General features: G+C 60.0%; 15 protein-coding genes. 4 read left to right on the forward strand and 11 right to left on the reverse strand.

Annotation, left to right across the window (positions count from 1 at the left end):
• From CUC44_RS13625 to pheS, 4 genes are all read right to left on the reverse strand, one after another.
• A partial coding sequence (locus CUC44_RS13625; protein WP_157812790.1) for a hypothetical protein occupies window positions 1-199 on the reverse strand: 199 nt, incomplete at its 3' end.
• 36 nt (window positions 200-235) lie between these two features.
• The gene (ihfA, locus tag CUC44_RS13630) at window positions 236-532 is read right to left on the reverse strand and encodes an integration host factor subunit alpha (RefSeq protein WP_005300715.1); all 297 of its coding nucleotides are present in this window, start codon (window positions 530-532) and stop codon (window positions 236-238) included.
• 3 nt (window positions 533-535) lie between these two features.
• On the reverse strand, window positions 536-2,923 hold the full coding sequence (pheT, locus tag CUC44_RS13635) for a phenylalanine--tRNA ligase subunit beta (protein WP_100860473.1): 2,388 nt from the start codon (window positions 2,921-2,923) through the stop codon (window positions 536-538).
• 12 nt (window positions 2,924-2,935) lie between these two features.
• Complete coding sequence (gene pheS, locus CUC44_RS13640; protein WP_050717100.1) at window positions 2,936-3,919, reverse strand: phenylalanine--tRNA ligase subunit alpha; 984 nt, start codon at window positions 3,917-3,919, stop codon at window positions 2,936-2,938.
• A 525-nt stretch (window positions 3,920-4,444) separates the two neighbouring features.
• On the opposite strand from pheS, the gene CUC44_RS13650 reads away from it, so the two are divergent.
• The gene (locus CUC44_RS13650) at window positions 4,445-5,296 is read left to right on the forward strand and encodes an aldo/keto reductase (RefSeq protein WP_100860475.1); all 852 of its coding nucleotides are present in this window, start codon (window positions 4,445-4,447) and stop codon (window positions 5,294-5,296) included.
• A 43-nt stretch (window positions 5,297-5,339) separates the two neighbouring features.
• Window positions 5,340-6,329 carry an aldo/keto reductase gene (locus tag CUC44_RS13655; RefSeq protein ID WP_100860476.1) on the forward strand — a complete coding sequence of 330 codons (990 nt, stop codon included), beginning with the start codon at window positions 5,340-5,342 and terminating at the stop codon, window positions 6,327-6,329.
• Between the two features lie 68 nt (window positions 6,330-6,397).
• On the opposite strand, the gene CUC44_RS13660 is transcribed toward CUC44_RS13655, so the two are convergent.
• On the reverse strand, window positions 6,398-7,291 hold the full coding sequence (locus CUC44_RS13660) for a LysR family transcriptional regulator (protein WP_100860477.1): 894 nt from the start codon (window positions 7,289-7,291) through the stop codon (window positions 6,398-6,400).
• A gap of 394 nt (window positions 7,292-7,685) precedes the next feature.
• On the opposite strand from CUC44_RS13660, the gene CUC44_RS13665 reads away from it, so the two are divergent.
• Both CUC44_RS13665 and CUC44_RS13670 read left to right on the forward strand, forming a co-directional pair.
• Window positions 7,686-9,308: a phosphoethanolamine transferase gene (locus CUC44_RS13665; protein WP_100860478.1), complete on the forward strand. Its 1,623-nt coding sequence runs from the start codon at window positions 7,686-7,688 to the stop codon at window positions 9,306-9,308.
• 103 nt (window positions 9,309-9,411) lie between these two features.
• On the forward strand, window positions 9,412-10,101 hold the full coding sequence (locus CUC44_RS13670) for an alpha/beta hydrolase (protein ID WP_100860479.1): 690 nt from the start codon (window positions 9,412-9,414) through the stop codon (window positions 10,099-10,101).
• 110 nt (window positions 10,102-10,211) lie between these two features.
• On the opposite strand, the gene CUC44_RS13675 is transcribed toward CUC44_RS13670, so the two are convergent.
• The 6 genes from CUC44_RS13675 to CUC44_RS13700 all read right to left on the reverse strand — a co-directional run bounded on the left by CUC44_RS13675 (window position 10,212) and on the right by CUC44_RS13700 (window position 16,599).
• A complete protein-coding gene (locus CUC44_RS13675; protein ID WP_244166788.1) occupies window positions 10,212-12,206 on the reverse strand; it encodes an alkyl/aryl-sulfatase in 1,995 nt (664 codons plus the stop codon).
• 435 nt (window positions 12,207-12,641) lie between these two features.
• Entirely contained in the window at window positions 12,642-12,998 is a 357-nt protein-coding gene (rplT, locus tag CUC44_RS13680) for a 50S ribosomal protein L20 (protein ID WP_005300683.1), read from the reverse strand.
• 15 nt (window positions 12,999-13,013) lie between these two features.
• Window positions 13,014-13,211, reverse strand: a complete 198-nt coding sequence (gene rpmI, locus CUC44_RS13685; protein WP_005315535.1) for a 50S ribosomal protein L35 — start codon at window positions 13,209-13,211, stop codon at window positions 13,014-13,016.
• 85 nt (window positions 13,212-13,296) lie between these two features.
• Window positions 13,297-13,845 (reverse strand): translation initiation factor IF-3, encoded by a 549-nt coding sequence (gene infC / locus CUC44_RS13690; RefSeq protein ID WP_042638200.1) that lies wholly within the window; start codon window positions 13,843-13,845, stop codon window positions 13,297-13,299.
• Between the two features lie 3 nt (window positions 13,846-13,848).
• Window positions 13,849-15,777, reverse strand: coding sequence for a threonine--tRNA ligase (gene thrS / locus CUC44_RS13695; RefSeq protein ID WP_100860480.1), 1,929 nt, complete (start codon window positions 15,775-15,777; stop codon window positions 13,849-13,851).
• 231 nt (window positions 15,778-16,008) lie between these two features.
• Window positions 16,009-16,599: a tetratricopeptide repeat protein gene (locus CUC44_RS13700; protein WP_100860481.1), complete on the reverse strand. Its 591-nt coding sequence runs from the start codon at window positions 16,597-16,599 to the stop codon at window positions 16,009-16,011.
• Window positions 16,600-16,601: the final 2 nt, after the last annotated feature.

The raw sequence follows: 16,601 nt of genomic DNA on the forward strand, positions 1-16,601 counted from the left end.
GGCGGGCGAGGCGCGTCATCTGATCGATGAGCAGACCGCCCTTGTCTTCCAGATAAGGGGGCCGTTGCAGGCTCGGGTAGCAGAAGGTCAGCTGGGTCAGCGAATCGGCGTACGCCTGGGTAGCAGGCGACAGGGGTAAGGCGGCGGCGTGCTGGGACAACCCCAGCAAGGCGCCAAGCAGGAGGAGAGTCTTGGTCATCGAAACGGAAAAGCCAGGCATTTGCCTGGCTTTTTATCACTCGTTGGGTTCAACATTTTCTACCCTGGCCTTGAGCTTCTGACCAGGCCGGAAGGTCACCACTCGGCGGGCGCTGATGGGAATATCTTCGCCCGTCTTGGGGTTACGTCCGGGACGCTGGTTCTTCTCACGAAGATCGAAGTTACCGAAGCCTGAAATCTTGACTTGTTCACCGCGCTCGAGCGCCTGTCTGATTTCCTCAAAGAAGGCTTCCACCATGTCTTTGGCTTCACGCTTGCTCATCCCGAGCTGGGTGAACAGGTGCTCTGCAATGTCGGCTTTGGTAAGCGCCATAGATCAATCCCTCAAGGATGCATTCAACTCTTCACCGAGGGCTCGCACGACATTGTCTACGGTCTCGGCAATCTCTTTCTCCTCCAGGGTGCGCTGGGTGTCTTGCAGAACAAGACTGATGGCCAGGCTCTTCTTGTCCTCTGCCATACCAGCTCCCTGGTATACGTCGAACAAGTTTATTCCAACTAACTGATTTCCGCCAACTTTTTTAATTACTGCCAGGACGTCACCGGCCAGAACTTGACTATCGACCACCACGGCGATGTCACGGCGGTTCGCCGGGAAGCGAGACACTTCGGCCGCAACCGGCACCTTGGCAGGGATCAGCTTGTTCAACTCCAGCTCGAACATGATGGCACGGGTCTTGAGACCCAGCTTCTTCTCGAGGCTCGGGTGGATGACACCGATATGGCCGATGACCACGCCATTGCGCAGGATAGCCGCGCTCTGGCCCGGGTGCAGGGCACTGTGCTCGGTGCGCTCGAAGCTGAAGCTGGCCCCTTCGGCGGTGAGATCCAGCACGGCTTCCAGATCCCCTTTCAGATCAAAGAAGTCGCTGCCACGGCTCTTGATGTCCCAGTGCTCGTCGCTCTGGTTGCCGGTGATGATGCCGGCCAGCATGGGCTCCTGACGGATGCCGTTCTCGGCACTCGCGTCCTTGATGAAGCGCAGGCCCTGCTCGAACAGACGCACACGACCCTGTTGACGGTTCTGGTTGTAGACCACGGCCTGCACCAGACCCGGGAAGAGCGACACCCGCATGGCGGACATCTCGACCGAGATGGGGTTTGGCAGCACTATGGCGTCGCTTTGCGGGTAGAGCAGTTGCTGGCTCTTGGGATCCACGAAGCTGTAGGTGATGGCTTCCTGGAAGCCACGGTCCACCAGCAGATCGCGCACCCGCTTGAGGGTCACCTGACCTTCCGCCTGCTCGACCATGGCCAAGGAGGCCGCCGGTTTCAGGTTCGGGATGTTGTTGTAGCCGTAGATGCGGGCCACTTCCTCGATGAGGTCTTCCTCGATGGCGATATCGAAACGCCAGGACGGGGCCAGCGCGGTCCAGCCATCGGCCTCAACGGTCACCTGCATGCCGAGGCGAGTCAGGATCTCCAGCACCTGGGCATCGCCCACGCTGATGCCGATCACCTTATCGAGCTTGGTACGGCGCAGCTTGATGGGGGCCGCCTTGGGCAGATGGGCGTCGGATTTGACCTCGATGACAGGACCCGCTTCGCCGCCGCAGATATCCAGCAGCAGACGGGTGGCACGGTCCATCACCTTGGCTTGCAGCTCGGGATCCACGCCCCGCTCGAAGCGGTGGGAGGAGTCGGTGTGCAGGCCATAGGTACGGGCACGGCCTGTGATGGAGAGCGGCGCGAAGAAGGCGCACTCCAGCAGCACGTCGGTGGTCTCGGTGGAGACGCCGGTGCGCTCACCGCCGAAGATGCCGGCCATGCAGGCAGGGCCTTTGGCGTCGGCGATAACCAAGGTGGTCTCTTTGAGCTTGACCTCGTTGCCGTCCAGCAGGGTCATGGGCTCATCGGCCTTGGCGCGGCGCACCACCAGCTCACCCTCGAGGGTCGCCAGATCGAAGGCGTGCATCGGTTGACCGTATTCCAGCATCAGGAAGTTGGTGATGTCGACGATGGCGTCGATGGAGCGAATGCCGCCACGGCGCAGCTTCTCTTGCATCCAGAGCGGGCTCATGGCGTGCAGGTTCAGTCCCTTGATGACGCGGCCGAGGTAGCGCGGGCAGTCTGCCGGTGCCTCGACCCGGATCGGGAAGGTCGCGTCTATGGTGGCCGGGGCAGGTGCCCAGCTTGGCTCGACCACGTCGGCGCTGTTGAGTACGCCAATCTCGCGGGCAAGACCCGCTATGCCGAGGCAATCGGCGCGGTTCGGAGTCAAGTCCACGTCGATGGCGACGTCGCTCAGGTTCAGGTAGTCACGGATATCGGTGCCGATGGGGGCATCGGCTGGCAGCTCTATGATGCCGTCCGCTTCCACCTCGATACCGAGCTCGCTGAAGGAGCAGAGCATGCCGTGAGACGGCTGGCCGCGCAGCTTGGCTTTCTTGATGGTGAAGTCACCCGGCAGGGTCGCGCCCACCTTGGCCACACACACTTTCAAACCGGTGCGGCAGTTCGGCGCGCCGCAGACGATGTCCAGCAGTTCGGCTTCGCCCACATTGACCTTGGTCACCCGCAGCTTGTCGGCGTCCGGGTGCTGGGCACACTCGACCACTTCACCGACCACCACATTGTTGAACTGACCGGCAACCGCCTCGATGGCGTCGACTTCCAGACCAGCCATGGTGATCTGTTCGGCCAGTGCGTTATCACTCAACTCGGTGCGGACCCACTCCATCACCCAGGATTTACTGAATTTCATGTTCTCTCGCCCTTACTTGAACTGCTTGAGGAAGCGCAGGTCGTTTTCGAAGAAGGCACGCAGGTCGTTGACCCCGTAACGCAGCATGGTCAGGCGCTCAACGCCCATGCCGAAGGCAAAGCCGGAATATTTTTCCGGATCGATGCCGACCGAACGCAGCACGTTCGGATGCACCATGCCGCAGCCCAACACTTCCAGCCACTTGCCGTTCTTCCCCATCACGTCCACTTCGGCGCTCGGCTCGGTGAACGGGAAATAGGAGGGACGGAAACGGATGGTGAGATCTTCCTCGAAGTAATTGCGCAGGAAGTCGTGCAAGATCCCCTTCAGCTCGGTAAAGCTGGCATGTTCGTCTACCAGCAGGCCTTCGACCTGGTGGAACATGGGGGTGTGGGTCATGTCGTAGTCGTTACGATAGACGCGGCCCGGCGCTATGATGCGAATGGGCGGCTGCTGATGCTCCATGGTGCGGATCTGCACACCCGAGGTGTGGGTACGCAGCATCAGGTCCGGGTTGAAGTAGAAGGTGTCGTGATCGGTCCGGGCCGGGTGATGGGCCGGGATGTTCAGGGCATCGAAGTTGTGGAAACCGTCTTCGATTTCGGGACCGCGCTCCACTTTGAAACCCATCTCGCCAAACAGGCGCTCGATGCGCTCTATGGTGCGGGTTACCGGGTGCAGACCACCGTTTTCGATGCGACGGCCCGGCAGGCTGATGTCGATGGTCTCGGCGGCCAGCTTCTGGTTCAGCTCCTGGGCGGCCAGCTCATCGCGACGCGCGTTCAGGGCATCCTGAACCTGCTGCTTTGCCTGGTTGATCACGGCGCCCGCGGCGGGACGCTCTTCGGCGGACAAGGCCCCGAGGGTCTTCATCTGCTCGGTAAAAAAGCCTTTTTTACCCAGATATTTGACCCGGATCTCGTCGAGGGTCGCAACGTCGTTGACGCCCTCAATTTCGGCCTTGGCCTGGCCGACTACTTCTTCAAGCTGTTGCATGTCTTCCTCGTCACCACTCCCGGAACAGGAGCCTGTTAGGCTAAATAAGGTCAAGAGGGGGATAATACAAAAAAAGCCCCTTGGCTGACCATAGTTAAGGTGGGCTTTTCTCCCGAGAAATCATTTTGTTATGACAAGGCAACCGATTGGCCGCCGAGGATAAGATAGCGAGCTCCCACGCCCTCCGGCTCAAGCCTGGCCGCATATCGATATAGAATATAGTGCCAAATCAATATGATGGGCCAAGTCATCAAGATCCTACGCCCTCGCTTATCGGCCCCAGTCCCCTCCTCTCCCCTGTTGCGCCCTGCCATTTCACCCATGCAGCGCCCGCCCTTGCTGGCGACGCCCCCTTTGAGTCACCACCAGAGCTGCTCCGAAGAAAGGGTCGCATATAGACCCTATCACCGAACGGAATTACGCCGATTGATGAGCCAGAGCGATAAAGCCTAGCGGATTGCGCCATCTAATCCGCTGAATTGCACTGGGTTATGCTGCAGGCACAGCACAGATGAGGAGAAAGGCATGCAAACAATCAGTCTGAATAACGGGGTCGTCATGCCCCTGCAGGGGTTCGGGGTCTTTCAGATGGCGGAGGCGGCCGAGTGCGAGCAGGCCGTGGTTGATGCCATCGCGGCCGGCTACCGTCTCATCGATACCGCGGCTTCCTATCAGAATGAAACCCAGGTGGGCAACGGCATCCGCCAGAGCGGGATCGCGCGCGGCGAGCTGTTTGTCACCACCAAGCTGTGGTTGCAGGACGCCAGTTACGAGGGGGCCAAGGCCCAGTTCGAGCGCTCCTTGAACCGGCTGCAACTGGACTATGTGGATCTCTACCTCATCCACCAGCCCTATGGGGATGTGCACGGCGCCTGGCGCGCCATGGAGGAGCTCTATCGAGCTGGCAAGTGCCGCGCCATCGGGGTGAGTAACTTCCACCCGGATCGGCTGACAGACCTCATCGCCTTCAACCAGGAGCCCCCCGCGGTCAACCAGGTAGAGGTCAACCCCTTCCACCAGCAGCTGCACCCGGTAGCCTGGATGCAGAGCCGCGCCATAGTGCCCCAGGCCTGGGCTCCCTTTGCCGAGGGGCGTAACGGTCTGTTCCAGCATCCCCTGCTCAGCGCCATCGGCGAGCGGCACGGCAAGAGCGTGGGTCAAGTGGTGCTGCGCTGGCTGTTGCAGCGCGGTATCCCCTCCCTTGCCAAGACGGTGCGCAAGGCGCGCATGGTGGAAAACCTCGATGTGCAGGATTTTGCCTTGAGCGACGCGGAGATGCTGCAGATAAGCGCCCTGGATACCGGCACCAGCGCCTTCTTCTCCCACCGGGATCCGGCCAGGGTGGAGTGGCTGACCGGCCGCCGGCTCGACGTCTGATATCGCCTTATTGAATCCACTGAATCCGAAGAGGAGTTCCATGATGCAAACCCGTCTGCTTGGCCAATCCGGCCTGCGTGTCAGTGCCCTCGGCCTTGGCTGCATGGGGCTGAGCCACGGCTATGGCCCGGCCACCGATCGCGGTCAGGCCATAGCCCTTATTCGCGCCGCCGTCGATCGCGGCGTGACCCTGTTCGACACCGCCGAGGTGTATGGCCCCTATCTCAATGAAGAACTGGTGGGCGAAGCCCTCAAACCGGTGCGGGACAAGGTGGTGATCGCCACCAAGTTCGGCTTCACCTTCGGCGCCGACAACCAGCAACAACTACTCAACAGCCGTCCCGAGCAGATCCGGGCGGCGGTCGAGGGATCCCTGCGCCGGCTGCAGACAGACGTCATCGATCTGCTCTACCAGCACCGCGTCGATCCCGAGGTGCCGATTGAAGAGGTGGCTGGCACGGTGAAAGACCTGATTGCCGAGGGCAAGGTCAAGCACTTCGGTCTGTCGGAGGCGGGCGCCCGGACCATCAGGCGCGCCCATGCAGTACAGCCGGTGACGGCGCTGCAGAGCGAATATTCCCTCTGGTGGCGAGAACCTGAGCGGGAGATATTGCCCCTGCTGGCGGAGCTCGGGATAGGTTTTGTGCCCTTCAGTCCGCTCGGCAAAGGCTTTTTGACCGGCGCCATCAAGGCGGATACCCGCTTTGGCGCGGATGATTTTCGAAGCAAGGTGCCCCGCTTCGCCGCCGAGGCATTGGCGGCCAACACCCAGTTGGCGGCGCTGCTGACGGAGCTGGCCACGCAACGAGGGGTCACCCCGGCCCAGGTAGCCCTCGCCTGGCTGCTGGCACAGCAACCCTGGATAGTGCCCATCCCGGGCACCACCAAGCTGCCTCGGCTCGATGAGAACCTGGGTGCGGCCCAGCTCGGGCTAACGCCAGCGGAGCTTGAGCAGATAGCCAGCGCGCTCGCCCGGGTGCAGATCGTCGGGGATCGCTATCCCACCGCGCTGCAGGCCCGGGTGGGGCGTTGATAGAGAGACAAGAAGGGCTGACGATACTCGTCGGCCCTCCCCTTTAATCCCCGACTCTCTTTAACCCCTTACTCCTGGTGGCGCAGCGCCTCAATCAGCCGCACGAAGGCGGGCGGGTGCTGCTTGCGGCTCGGATAGTAGAGGTAATAGCCGACGAAGGTCGGGCACCAGTCGTCCAGCACCTGCACCAGGGTACCCGCCGTCAGCGCAGCCTGCACCATGTCTTCCGGTACGCAGGCGAGCCCAAGGCCAGCGGCGGCGGCATCGATCCGCTCACTGAGCAGGTTGAGGGTCAGTTGCCCCTCGACCCGCACCCGCAGCGGCTTGCCGTTACGTTCAAACTCCCAGTGATAGAGGCCACCGGCGGTGGGCAGGCGCATGTTGATGCAGCAATGCTGCTGCAGCTCATGGGGGGTCTGGGGCGTGCCCCGGCTGGCCAGATAGGCGGGAGAGCCCACCACCACCATGCGCATGTCCGGCCCGATCCGCACCGCCACCATGTCCTTGTCGACGCTCTCCCCCAGCCGCACGCCCCCATCGAAACGCCCGGCGACGATGTCGACCAGGCCGTTGTCGACCACCAACTCTACGTTGATCTGCGGATAGGCCTTGAGAAACGGCTTGAGCTTGGGCCACAGCAGGCTGCGCACCGCGTGCTCACCGGCGGAGAGGCGCAGGTTCCCGGCGTCCTGACCGTTCATCTGTAGGATGTCCCCGAGGGCCTGTTCGAGATCCGCCAGGCGGGGCTCGAGGCAGTCGATTATCCTCTCGCCAGCCTCTGTCGGCGCCACACTGCGTGTGGTACGGGTCAATAACCGGATATTCAACCGCCCCTCCAGCCCCTTGATGGCATGACTCAGGGCGGATTGGGAGACCCCCAGCTTGCCGGCGGCCCGGGTGAAACTGCGCTCTTTCGCCACCGCCAGAAACAGCTGGAGATCATTGAAGTTTTCTTTCAGCACGGACGCTTCCTCTACTGATGCCTTGCCCAAACCGGCTATCCGCCAGGGCGGGGAGCCAGCTGGCCACAGCATCTTACCCCCTTATGGCCAAGGGAGATGCGCTTTCTATTCTGTTTTCCTACTTGTCTGCCCTGTCTGACGAGGCCCCCAAGGCGCCGCCCAAGGGTCTGGCCGACAGAGGGGCGCGACTAGGCAAGCTCTGTCCCTGACTCCTCTATATCACCGCCCTCTTCCTGCCAGAGAACTTTTTTGAACCATCCCGGTGGGCGTCACCAATAATCAAGGAGAGAGACAAAGGGCGCTGTTCGGCACCTCACGGAGGAGGACGAGCGGCGACTAGGGGCGGCGATGGCACCCTTGCCGCCTCCCGGTTTGGGCCACGGAGGGACGCATCATGCCAACCATCTTCACCATCAGACCCGTTCCCCTCGTCTTCTTGCTGGCGCTTTGCTTTACCGCCCTGCTCAACTGGCCCGTCTTGCTGCACCTTTACCATATTCTGAGTAAGCTCGAGCACGTCAAACCTGGGTTTGCCTTCTCCATTCCCATCGTGCTGGTGGCGGCGCTGAACCTGGTGTTCATGCCCCTGTCCCTGCGCTACCTGTTCAAGCCCTGCTTTGCCTTCCTGTTTATCGCCGGCGCCATCGTCAGCGTCGCCATGCTGAAATACCGGGTGCTGTTTGATCAGGAGATGATCCAGAACATCTTCGAGACCAACCAGAGCGAGGCTGGCGCCTACCTGAGCCCGACCATGATAAGTTGGGTGTTCTTCACCGGCATACTGCCTGCCCTCTTGCTGTTTTTTATCAAGATTGACTATGCAAGCCCCTGGTACAGAGGCATTCTGCCCCGCCTCTTGTCCATGCTGGCCTCCCTGGCCGTGCTGGCCCTGGTCGCCGGACTTTACTACAAGGATTACGCCTCCGTCGGGCGCAACAACCGGGATCTGAACCGGGAGATAGTTCCGATCAGTGCCCTCTACGGCACCGGCAAGTATCTCCATCAGCGCTATCTTGCCGAGCCCATCCTCTATACCAGACTGGGAGAGGATGCCGTTCGCACCCAAACCGCGGGCAAGCCCACCCTGATGTTCCTGGTGATAGGCGAGACGGCCCGCGGCAAGAACTTCTCCATGAACGGCTATCACAGGCAGACCAACCCCTTCACAAGTCAGATAGGCAACCTTATCTCCTTCACGGACGTCCACTCCTGCGGCACCGCCACCGCCATCTCGCTGCCCTGCATGTTCTCTAATCTCGGCCGCAGCGGCTTTGACAGCAATCTGGCGCGCCATCGGGATGATCTGCTGGATGTGCTGCAAAAGAGCGGGGTCGCCATCTTCTGGAAGGAGAACGACGGCGGCTGCAAGGGGGTTTGCGATCGCGTCCCCAACATGGAGGTGAGCCCCAAGGAGCACCCCGCATTCTGCGATGGCGAGACCTGCCATGACGAGGTGCTGCTGCAGGGGCTCGAAGAGGAGATAGGCCGGATGCAGGGAGACAAGCTGGTGATCTTTCACCTCATCGGCAGCCATGGTCCCGCCTACTACCAGCGCTATCCCGATGCCCATCGGGTCTTCCTGCCCGATTGCCGGCGCAGTGACATCGAAAACTGCAGCAACGAGGCGCTGATCAACACCTATGACAACAGCATCCACTACACAGACCATGTGATAGCCGAGCTGATAGCCCGGCTGCAGCACCATGACAGCGACTACCAGACTGCGCTGCTCTATGTCTCCGATCACGGGGAGTCCCTTGGCGAGATGGGGCTCTATCTACACGGCACTCCCTACCGCTTCGCCCCCGATGAGCAGACCCGTGTGCCGCTCCAGCTTTGGCTGTCGACGGGGTTTATCCAGCAAAAACAAGTGGATTTCGATTGCCTGCGCGAGAGCGCCAGTGCGAAGCGCTTCTCTCACGACAACCTCTTTCCCTCCCTGCTCGGGATCTGGGACGTGACGACCCGTGTCTATCGGCGCGAGCTGGATCTCTTCGCCCCCTGCCGGCCGGGGTGATAAGGTGCAGACTGGCTGAGCGGGCCTGATGGCCCATCAGCCTCGCTATACTGGATCACTGCCATGCGCCCACTGGGCCGGCCACCATGAGGAGAGACGAGCGATGAACGAACAACCCAAGATAGTTCTGGTACACGGCTTCTGGGGGGGCGCCGCCCACTGGCACCCGGTGATCACCCGGCTGCTGCAAAAAGGATTCACCCAGTTGCAGGCGGTGGAGCTGCCCCTCACCTCCCTCGCTGAGGATGCGGAGCGGGTGCGCAAGATGGTGGCGCAGCACGCCGGTCCCGTGCTGCTGGTCGGCCACTCTTACGGTGGCGCCGTCATCAGCGAGATGGGCGACATGCCCAACGTCGTCGGCCTGGTCTACATCGCCGCCTTCGCCCCTGACGCAGGCGAGAGCGCGGGGGGCATCACCCAGGTGCATCCACCCGTTGCCATTGCCAGCATAGCCCCCGACAGCGACGGCTATCTCTGGATCAAGCAAAGCGAGTTTCACGCCAGCTTCTGCCAGGACCTGACCCCACTTGAGGCGCAGCTGATGGCCATCTGCCAGAAGGCGCCGCTGGGCTCGACCTTTGGCAACGAGGTCCAGGCACCGGCCTGGAAGAAAAAACCAAGCTGGTATCAGATCTCCAGTGAAGATCGCATGATAAACCCTGAAAATCAGCAGAGGATGGCGGCAAGAATGCAACCTCGCCAGATCATCACCCTGGCCGCCAGCCACGCCTCCCTGGTGTCAAAGGCCGACGAGGTGAGCAACCTGATTGCCAGCGCCACCCAGGGGCGCTAAGGACGCGAGCCCCTGCGCTCACCCGTAACAGCTTTCTCCGAGACATAAAAAGGGCGTGGTCTTTGACCACGCCCTTTTTATGTCTGAAGTGGCGCCGGTGCGCCCCGCTATCAGGGGGTCACTATGTTGAACCAGAACTCGAAGTTGTCGAGATAACCCAGCACTTCCTTGAGCTTGTCGCTGCTGCCGGTGATCTTCACATCCCCCGCCGCAACGGCCTTCTCCAGGGTGGTTTGCTTCAAGATCAGGTTGTTCAGGGTATCCCGCGACAGCGCGATCGTGGTGTCGGCGTTGCTGGCCTCGGCATTGGCCGTGTGGTTCAGCACCCCGTTCTCCAGCTCCACCTTGTACTTGCCACCGGTATCGCCGAAGTCGAAGTTCAGCACCGCCTTGGCATCCCCGGACTTGGGTCCGTTCAGGCGCACCGCCAGGTAGTCGAAGAACATGTCGAGCGACATGGCGCGCACCGTGTCCGGGCTCGCCGTGTTCGGGGTCGGCAGCTGGGTCACGCCGCTGCGCAGCTCCTTGGCACCGGTCAGGTAGAAGTTGCGCCACGGGCCGGACTCGGCCTGATAGCCCATCTGCTCGAGGGCATCGGCTTCCAGCTCCTTGGCCGCCTTGTTGCTCGGATCGGCGAACACCACATGTTTGACCACCTGAGCGACCCAGCGATACTCGCCCTTGTCATAGGAGGCCTTGGCTTTTTTCAGCACCTCGTCGGCACCGCCCATGAACTCCACATACTTCTTGGCCGACTCGGTCGGGGTCAGCTCGTTCAGGGTCGCCGGGTTGCCGTCAAACCAGCCCAGGTAGAGCACATAGGTGGCCTTCACGTTGTGGCTGATGGAGCCGTAGTAGCCGCGGTTGGCCCAGGTGTTGGCCAGGGTATCCGGCAGCTTGAACTGCTCGGCGATCTCGTCCCGGGTGTAACCCATGTTGGCCAGACGCAGGGTCTCATCGTTTATGTAGCGATAGAGGTCGCGTTGGGACTTGAGCAAGGTGGTGACTTCCTTGTTGCCCCAGGTTGGCCAGTGGTGCTGGGCAAACATGACCTCGGCCTTGTCGCCCCACATGGAGAGCGCCTGGTTCAGGTACTTGGACCAGGGCAGCGGCTCGCGGATCTTGGCGCCGCGCAGTGAGTAAGTGTTGTGCAGTGTGTGGGTCGCATCTTCGGCGGCGGAGATGGCCTTCTTCTCCTCTATGTACCACAGCATCTCGGACGGTGCTTCCGAGCCAGGCGCCATCATGAACTCATAGGTCAGCCCGTCGATGACCTCTTTCTGGCCGGTCTTGGTGATGATGTCGGTGGGCGCTATCAGGGTGACAGTCCCCGCCGAGGTGGTGGTGCCGAGGCCTGCGCCGACCTGGCCCTTCTCGTCGGCCGGCAGCAGGTTGCCATACATGTAGCTGGCACGGCGACTCATGACGTTACCCGCCATGATGTTCTCGGCGACCGCGGCTTCCATGAAGCCTTCCGGTGCATAGATCTTCACCTTGCCGGCCTTCACATCGGCCTCATCGACCACGCCGCGCACGCCACCATAGTGGTCAACGTGACTGTGGGTATAGATGACGGCCTTGACCGGCTTCTTGCCCTGATGCTTGTAGTAGAGATCCAGGCCAATCTTGGCGGTTTCCGCCGACACCAGAGGATCGACGAGGGTGATGCCCTCCTTGCCCTCTATGATGGTCATGTTGGAGAGATCCAGGTTACGGATCTGATAGATACCGTCCGTTACCTTGAACAGGCCGCTGATGTTGATTAGCTGTGCCTGGCGCCACAGGCTGGGGTTGACGGTAGCGGGGGCCTTCTCCCCTTCCTTGATGAAGCCGTATTTCTGCGGATCCCAGATGAGGTTGCCCGCTTCGCCCTTGATGGGGGCCGGCGGCAAGGCCGCGATGAAGCCCTTGTTGGCATTCTCGAAATCTGTCTTGTCTGCGAAGGGTAACTGCTTGAGCAGTTGGTCATTGGCCGCCTGGGTTGCGGCGGCGGCATCCTTGCGCAGATCGTCTGCGGCAAAGCTCGGAACAGACAAGCTGGTCACCAGACCGGCCAGCATCAGCTTGACGAAGACGGGTTTGATTTTCCTGTGCATCGATTTCATGTTCTCTCCCTGTTGTAAACGGACTTTCTCTTTTCATTACAAACACACAACCCATAGAGACTCTCTTGATAGCGAGCCCTAATCAAGCTTTTACACAATAAATACAATGGGTTGCTATATGTACAGCGTAAAGGGTAGCTGACGATCTCATGAGCATGAGGAAATAATCGAGAACGAGGGGATGACACTAGCCCGAGGCCAGTGCTGACGGGGAGCGAGAAGAGACGGGGCAATAAGGGAAAGATGACGAGGCAGCCACAGGGGCGATGGTCAAGCGGTTAATCGTTGCGCAACAAAGAGATAGAAAACGGCGTCGCTTTGCTCACCGGCCGCGACAATTGTTGTCACCCCATGATGAGTCATGTCAAAAACGAAACGGCACAAAAACAAAAAAGGAGGCCTAGGCCTCCTTTTATCTTTCATAACAGAACCGGATTAAACCAGAGCTGCTTTAGCTTTTTCAACCAGGGCGGTGAAAGCCAGCTTGTCGTGAACGGCGATATCGGACAGGATCTTGCGATCGATCTCGATAGAAGCCTTCTTCAGACCGTTGATCAGACGGCTGTAGGACAGACCGTTCTGACGGGCAGCAGCGTTGATACGCGCGATCCACAGTTGACGGAACTGACGCTTCTTCTGGCGACGGTCACGGTAGGCATACTGACCAGCTTTGGTTACCGCTTGTACCGCTACGCGGTAGACACGGGAACGGGCGCCGTAGTAACCCTTGGCGGCTTTCATTACTTTCTTGTGACGAGCGCGAGCGGTCACACCACGTTTAACTCTTGGCATTTTTCACATCCCCCCTTAAGCGTACGGCAGACAAGCGACAACACGTTTGTGGTCAGCAGCAGAAACCATGAACTTCGGTCCCAGCTTACGCTTACGTTTGCTGCTCTTCTTGGTCAGGATGTGACGCAGGTGGTTATGCTTGCACTTGAAGCGGCCGGAGCCAGTCTTCTTGAAGCGCTTTGCAGCACCCCGGTTGGTTTTCATCTTCGGCATTTCATACTCCGCATTGTGAGTGACAACAAAATCGCAAGGCGAACCGACTCATGGGACGAGCCCATGAGTCAATTTCTTGTGGGCCTTAAGATTTCTTCTTAGGTGCGAGGACCATCACAGCTTGACGGCCTTCGACTTTCGGGAACGATTCGACTACGGCCAACTCTTCCAGATCGTTTTTGACTCGCTCCAGTACCTTGATACCAAGATCCTGGTGGGCCATTTCACGACCACGGAAGCGCAGGGTGACCTTAGCCTTGTCCCCGTCTTCCAGAAAGCGAACCAGGTTGCGTAGTTTTACCTGATAGTCGCCTTCGTCAGTGCCAGGACGGAATTTGATTTCCTTGACCTGGACGACTTTCTGCTTTTTCTTCTGTTCTTTAGTGGTCTTGCTCTTTTCGTAGAGGAATTTGCCGTAATCCATGATCCGGCAAACGGGCGGCTCAGCGTTGGGACTGATCTCGACCAGATCCACTCCGGCCTCAAGGGCCAAGTTCAGAGCATCTTGGATGGAGACGATGCCAATGGCTTCACCATCCAAACCGGTCAGACGAACTTCTTTCAGACGGATCTCTTCATTGATCCGGTGAGCGCGGGCTTGCGGTTGCTTGCCCAGTTTTTTTCCGCCTTTTATAGCTTATTCCTCCACTTTCTTTTGTCCGCGGGTCTGAACTTCCTGGGTCAACAGAGCAATCAGCTCTTCAACAGGATAAGAGCCCAGGTCAGCCCCTTTACGAGTCCGTACTGCAATCTTGCCGGCTTCTACTTCTTTATCGCCGCAGACCAGCATGAAGGGTACTCGCTTCAAAGTATGCTCGCGGATTTTAAAGCCAATCTTCTCATTTCTCAAGTCCGCTTTTGCGCGAAGGCCCGCATCATTCAATGCTTTGGCTACTTTCACCGCATAATCGGCCTGATTGTCCGTGATATTCATGACCACGGCCTGAGTCGGTGCCAGCCAGGTCGGGAACAGCCCGGCGTACTCTTCGGTCAGGATACCGATGAAACGCTCGAGGGAACCCAGGATGGCTCTGTGAATCATCACGGGAACGTGACGTTCGTTGTCTTCGCCCACATAAGTGGCGCCAAGACGGCCCGGCAAGGCAAAATCGAGCTGCACGGTACCACACTGCCACGCACGATCAAGACAATCGTGCAGGGTAAATTCAATCTTGGGACCGTAGAAGGCGCCCTCACCCGGCTGCAGATCGTACTTCAGGCCGTTCAGCACCAGGGCTTCGGCCAGGGCGGCCTCGGCGCGATCCCAGGCTTCATCGGAGCCGATACGCTGCTCGGGACGGGTGGACAGCTTGACCACGATGTTCTCGAAGCCGAAGGTACCGTAGACGTCGTAGACCATGCGGATACAGGCCGACACTTCTTCCATCACCTGTTCTTCGGTACAGAAGATGTGGGCATCATCCTGAGTGAAGCCGCGCACCCGCATCAGGCCATGCAGGGAGCCGGACGGCTCGTTGCGGTGGCAGGAGCCGAATTCGGCCATGCGCAGTGGCAGATCGCGGTAGGACTTCAGACCCTGGTTGAAGATCTGCACGTGACCCGGGCAGTTCATCGGCTTGATGGCGTACTCGCGGTTCTCGGACTGGGTGGTGAACATGGCCTGGGCGTATTTCTCCCAGTGGCCTGAACGCTCCCACAGCACGCGATCCATCATGAAGGGGCCTTTCACCTCCTGATAGTCGTACTCCTTGAGCTTGCCGCGGATGAAGGTCTCCAGCTCACGGAAGATGGTCCAGCCGTCGTTGTGCCAGAACACCATGCCGGGGGCTTCTTCCTGCATGTGATAGAGATCGAGCTGCTTGCCAATCTTGCGGTGATCGCGCTTGGCGGCCTCTTCCAGACGCTGCAGGTAAGACTTGAGCTGCTTCTTGTCAGCCCAGGCGGTGCCATAGATGCGCTGCAGCATCTTGTTGTTGGAGTCGCCGCGCCAGTAGGCACCGGACATCTTCTGCAACTTGAAGTGATGGCAGTGACGCATGTTCGGCACGTGGGGGCCGCGACACATGTCGACGTACTCTTCGTGATGATACAGACCAGGCTGGTCATCACGGGCAATGTTCTGATCCAGGATCTCGACCTTGTAGGACTCGCCACGGGCTTCGAACACATCGCGCGCCTCCTGCCAGGAGACCTTCTTCTTGATGACGTCGTAATCCTTGGCGGCCAGCGCCAGCATGCGCTCTTCCAGGGCAGCCAGATCCTCGTCGGTCAGGGTGCGATCGAGATCGATGTCATAGTAGAAACCGTTGTCGATGACAGGACCTATGGCCATCTTGGTCTGGGGCCAGAGCTGCTTGATGGCATGACCCAGCAGGTGCGCGCAGGAGTGGCGCAGGATATCCAGACCCTCTTCGTCTTTGGCGGTGATGATGGCCAGCGAAGCGTCGGATTCGATCAGCTCGCAGGCATCCACCAGTTCACCGTTTACCCGACCGGCAATGCACGCCTTGGCGAGGCCCGGACCTATGTCCGCGGCGACGTCCATGACAGAAACGGCATGGGCAAATTGACGTTGGCTGCCGTCAGGCAGAGTAATGATTGGCATGAGAAGTTTCCTTATACAGTGGTGACCCGTACCAAAGGCCACATGCGGGATGGAAAGAGTAATTCAAAAAAAGGTGATGTTTTGGTTCTCCGCAGCACTTTGCAGAGACGGCCCGTGACGCAAACAGCCTGCTTAACGTGACCAGCCAAGCCAAAACCGCACCATGCTACCAGAAGCAGGCAGCCCTGTATTGACTTTGATGAGATTTTCTACAGCCAAACGGGTCGCGACTCAGGCGCCCCCCAGCAGGGGCTGCCAGTTGAAATCAAACTCGCTGCGCCCCTCTTGCGCCAGCGCCAGCTCCTGCAACACCCTGAGCGCCAGCTTGTTGCCCTTTTGCGAGGCCTGATAGAGCCACTGCTTGGCCTCGACCATCTCCACCCGGCCATTGACCCCCATCAGGTGCAGCACACCCACCTTCAGCATGGCGGGCACGTCGCCGTTGCGGGCCGCCTTGTCCATCCACTGAAATGCGATACGCAGATCCCGCGGCACCCCGACCCCGCGCAGATAGAGCTCCCCGAGCCGGTATTGGCCGAAGGCGTCCCCCGCCTCGGCGGACTGACGATAGAGCACTAAAGCCTGGGCCAGATCCTGCTCGCTCCCCTGCCCCAGCTCATGGCTCCACCCCATTAGGGCCTGGGCCCTGGCTTGCCCCTGCTCGGCCAACGGCTGCCAGATGCGGGTCGCCTGCTCGAAGTGACCGACCCGCCAGGCCCGGTTCGCCGCCGCCAGCTCCTGCTCGGTGGAGAGCGGGATCAGGCGCCAGATGACCAGGCCAAGGACGGCGACAAAGAGCCAACGCGCGGTAGTGGGTTGCATGA

Source organism: Aeromonas lusitana (genome assembly GCF_002812985.1).
In the GTDB taxonomy this organism is placed as follows: domain Bacteria; phylum Pseudomonadota; class Gammaproteobacteria; order Enterobacterales; family Aeromonadaceae; genus Aeromonas; species Aeromonas lusitana.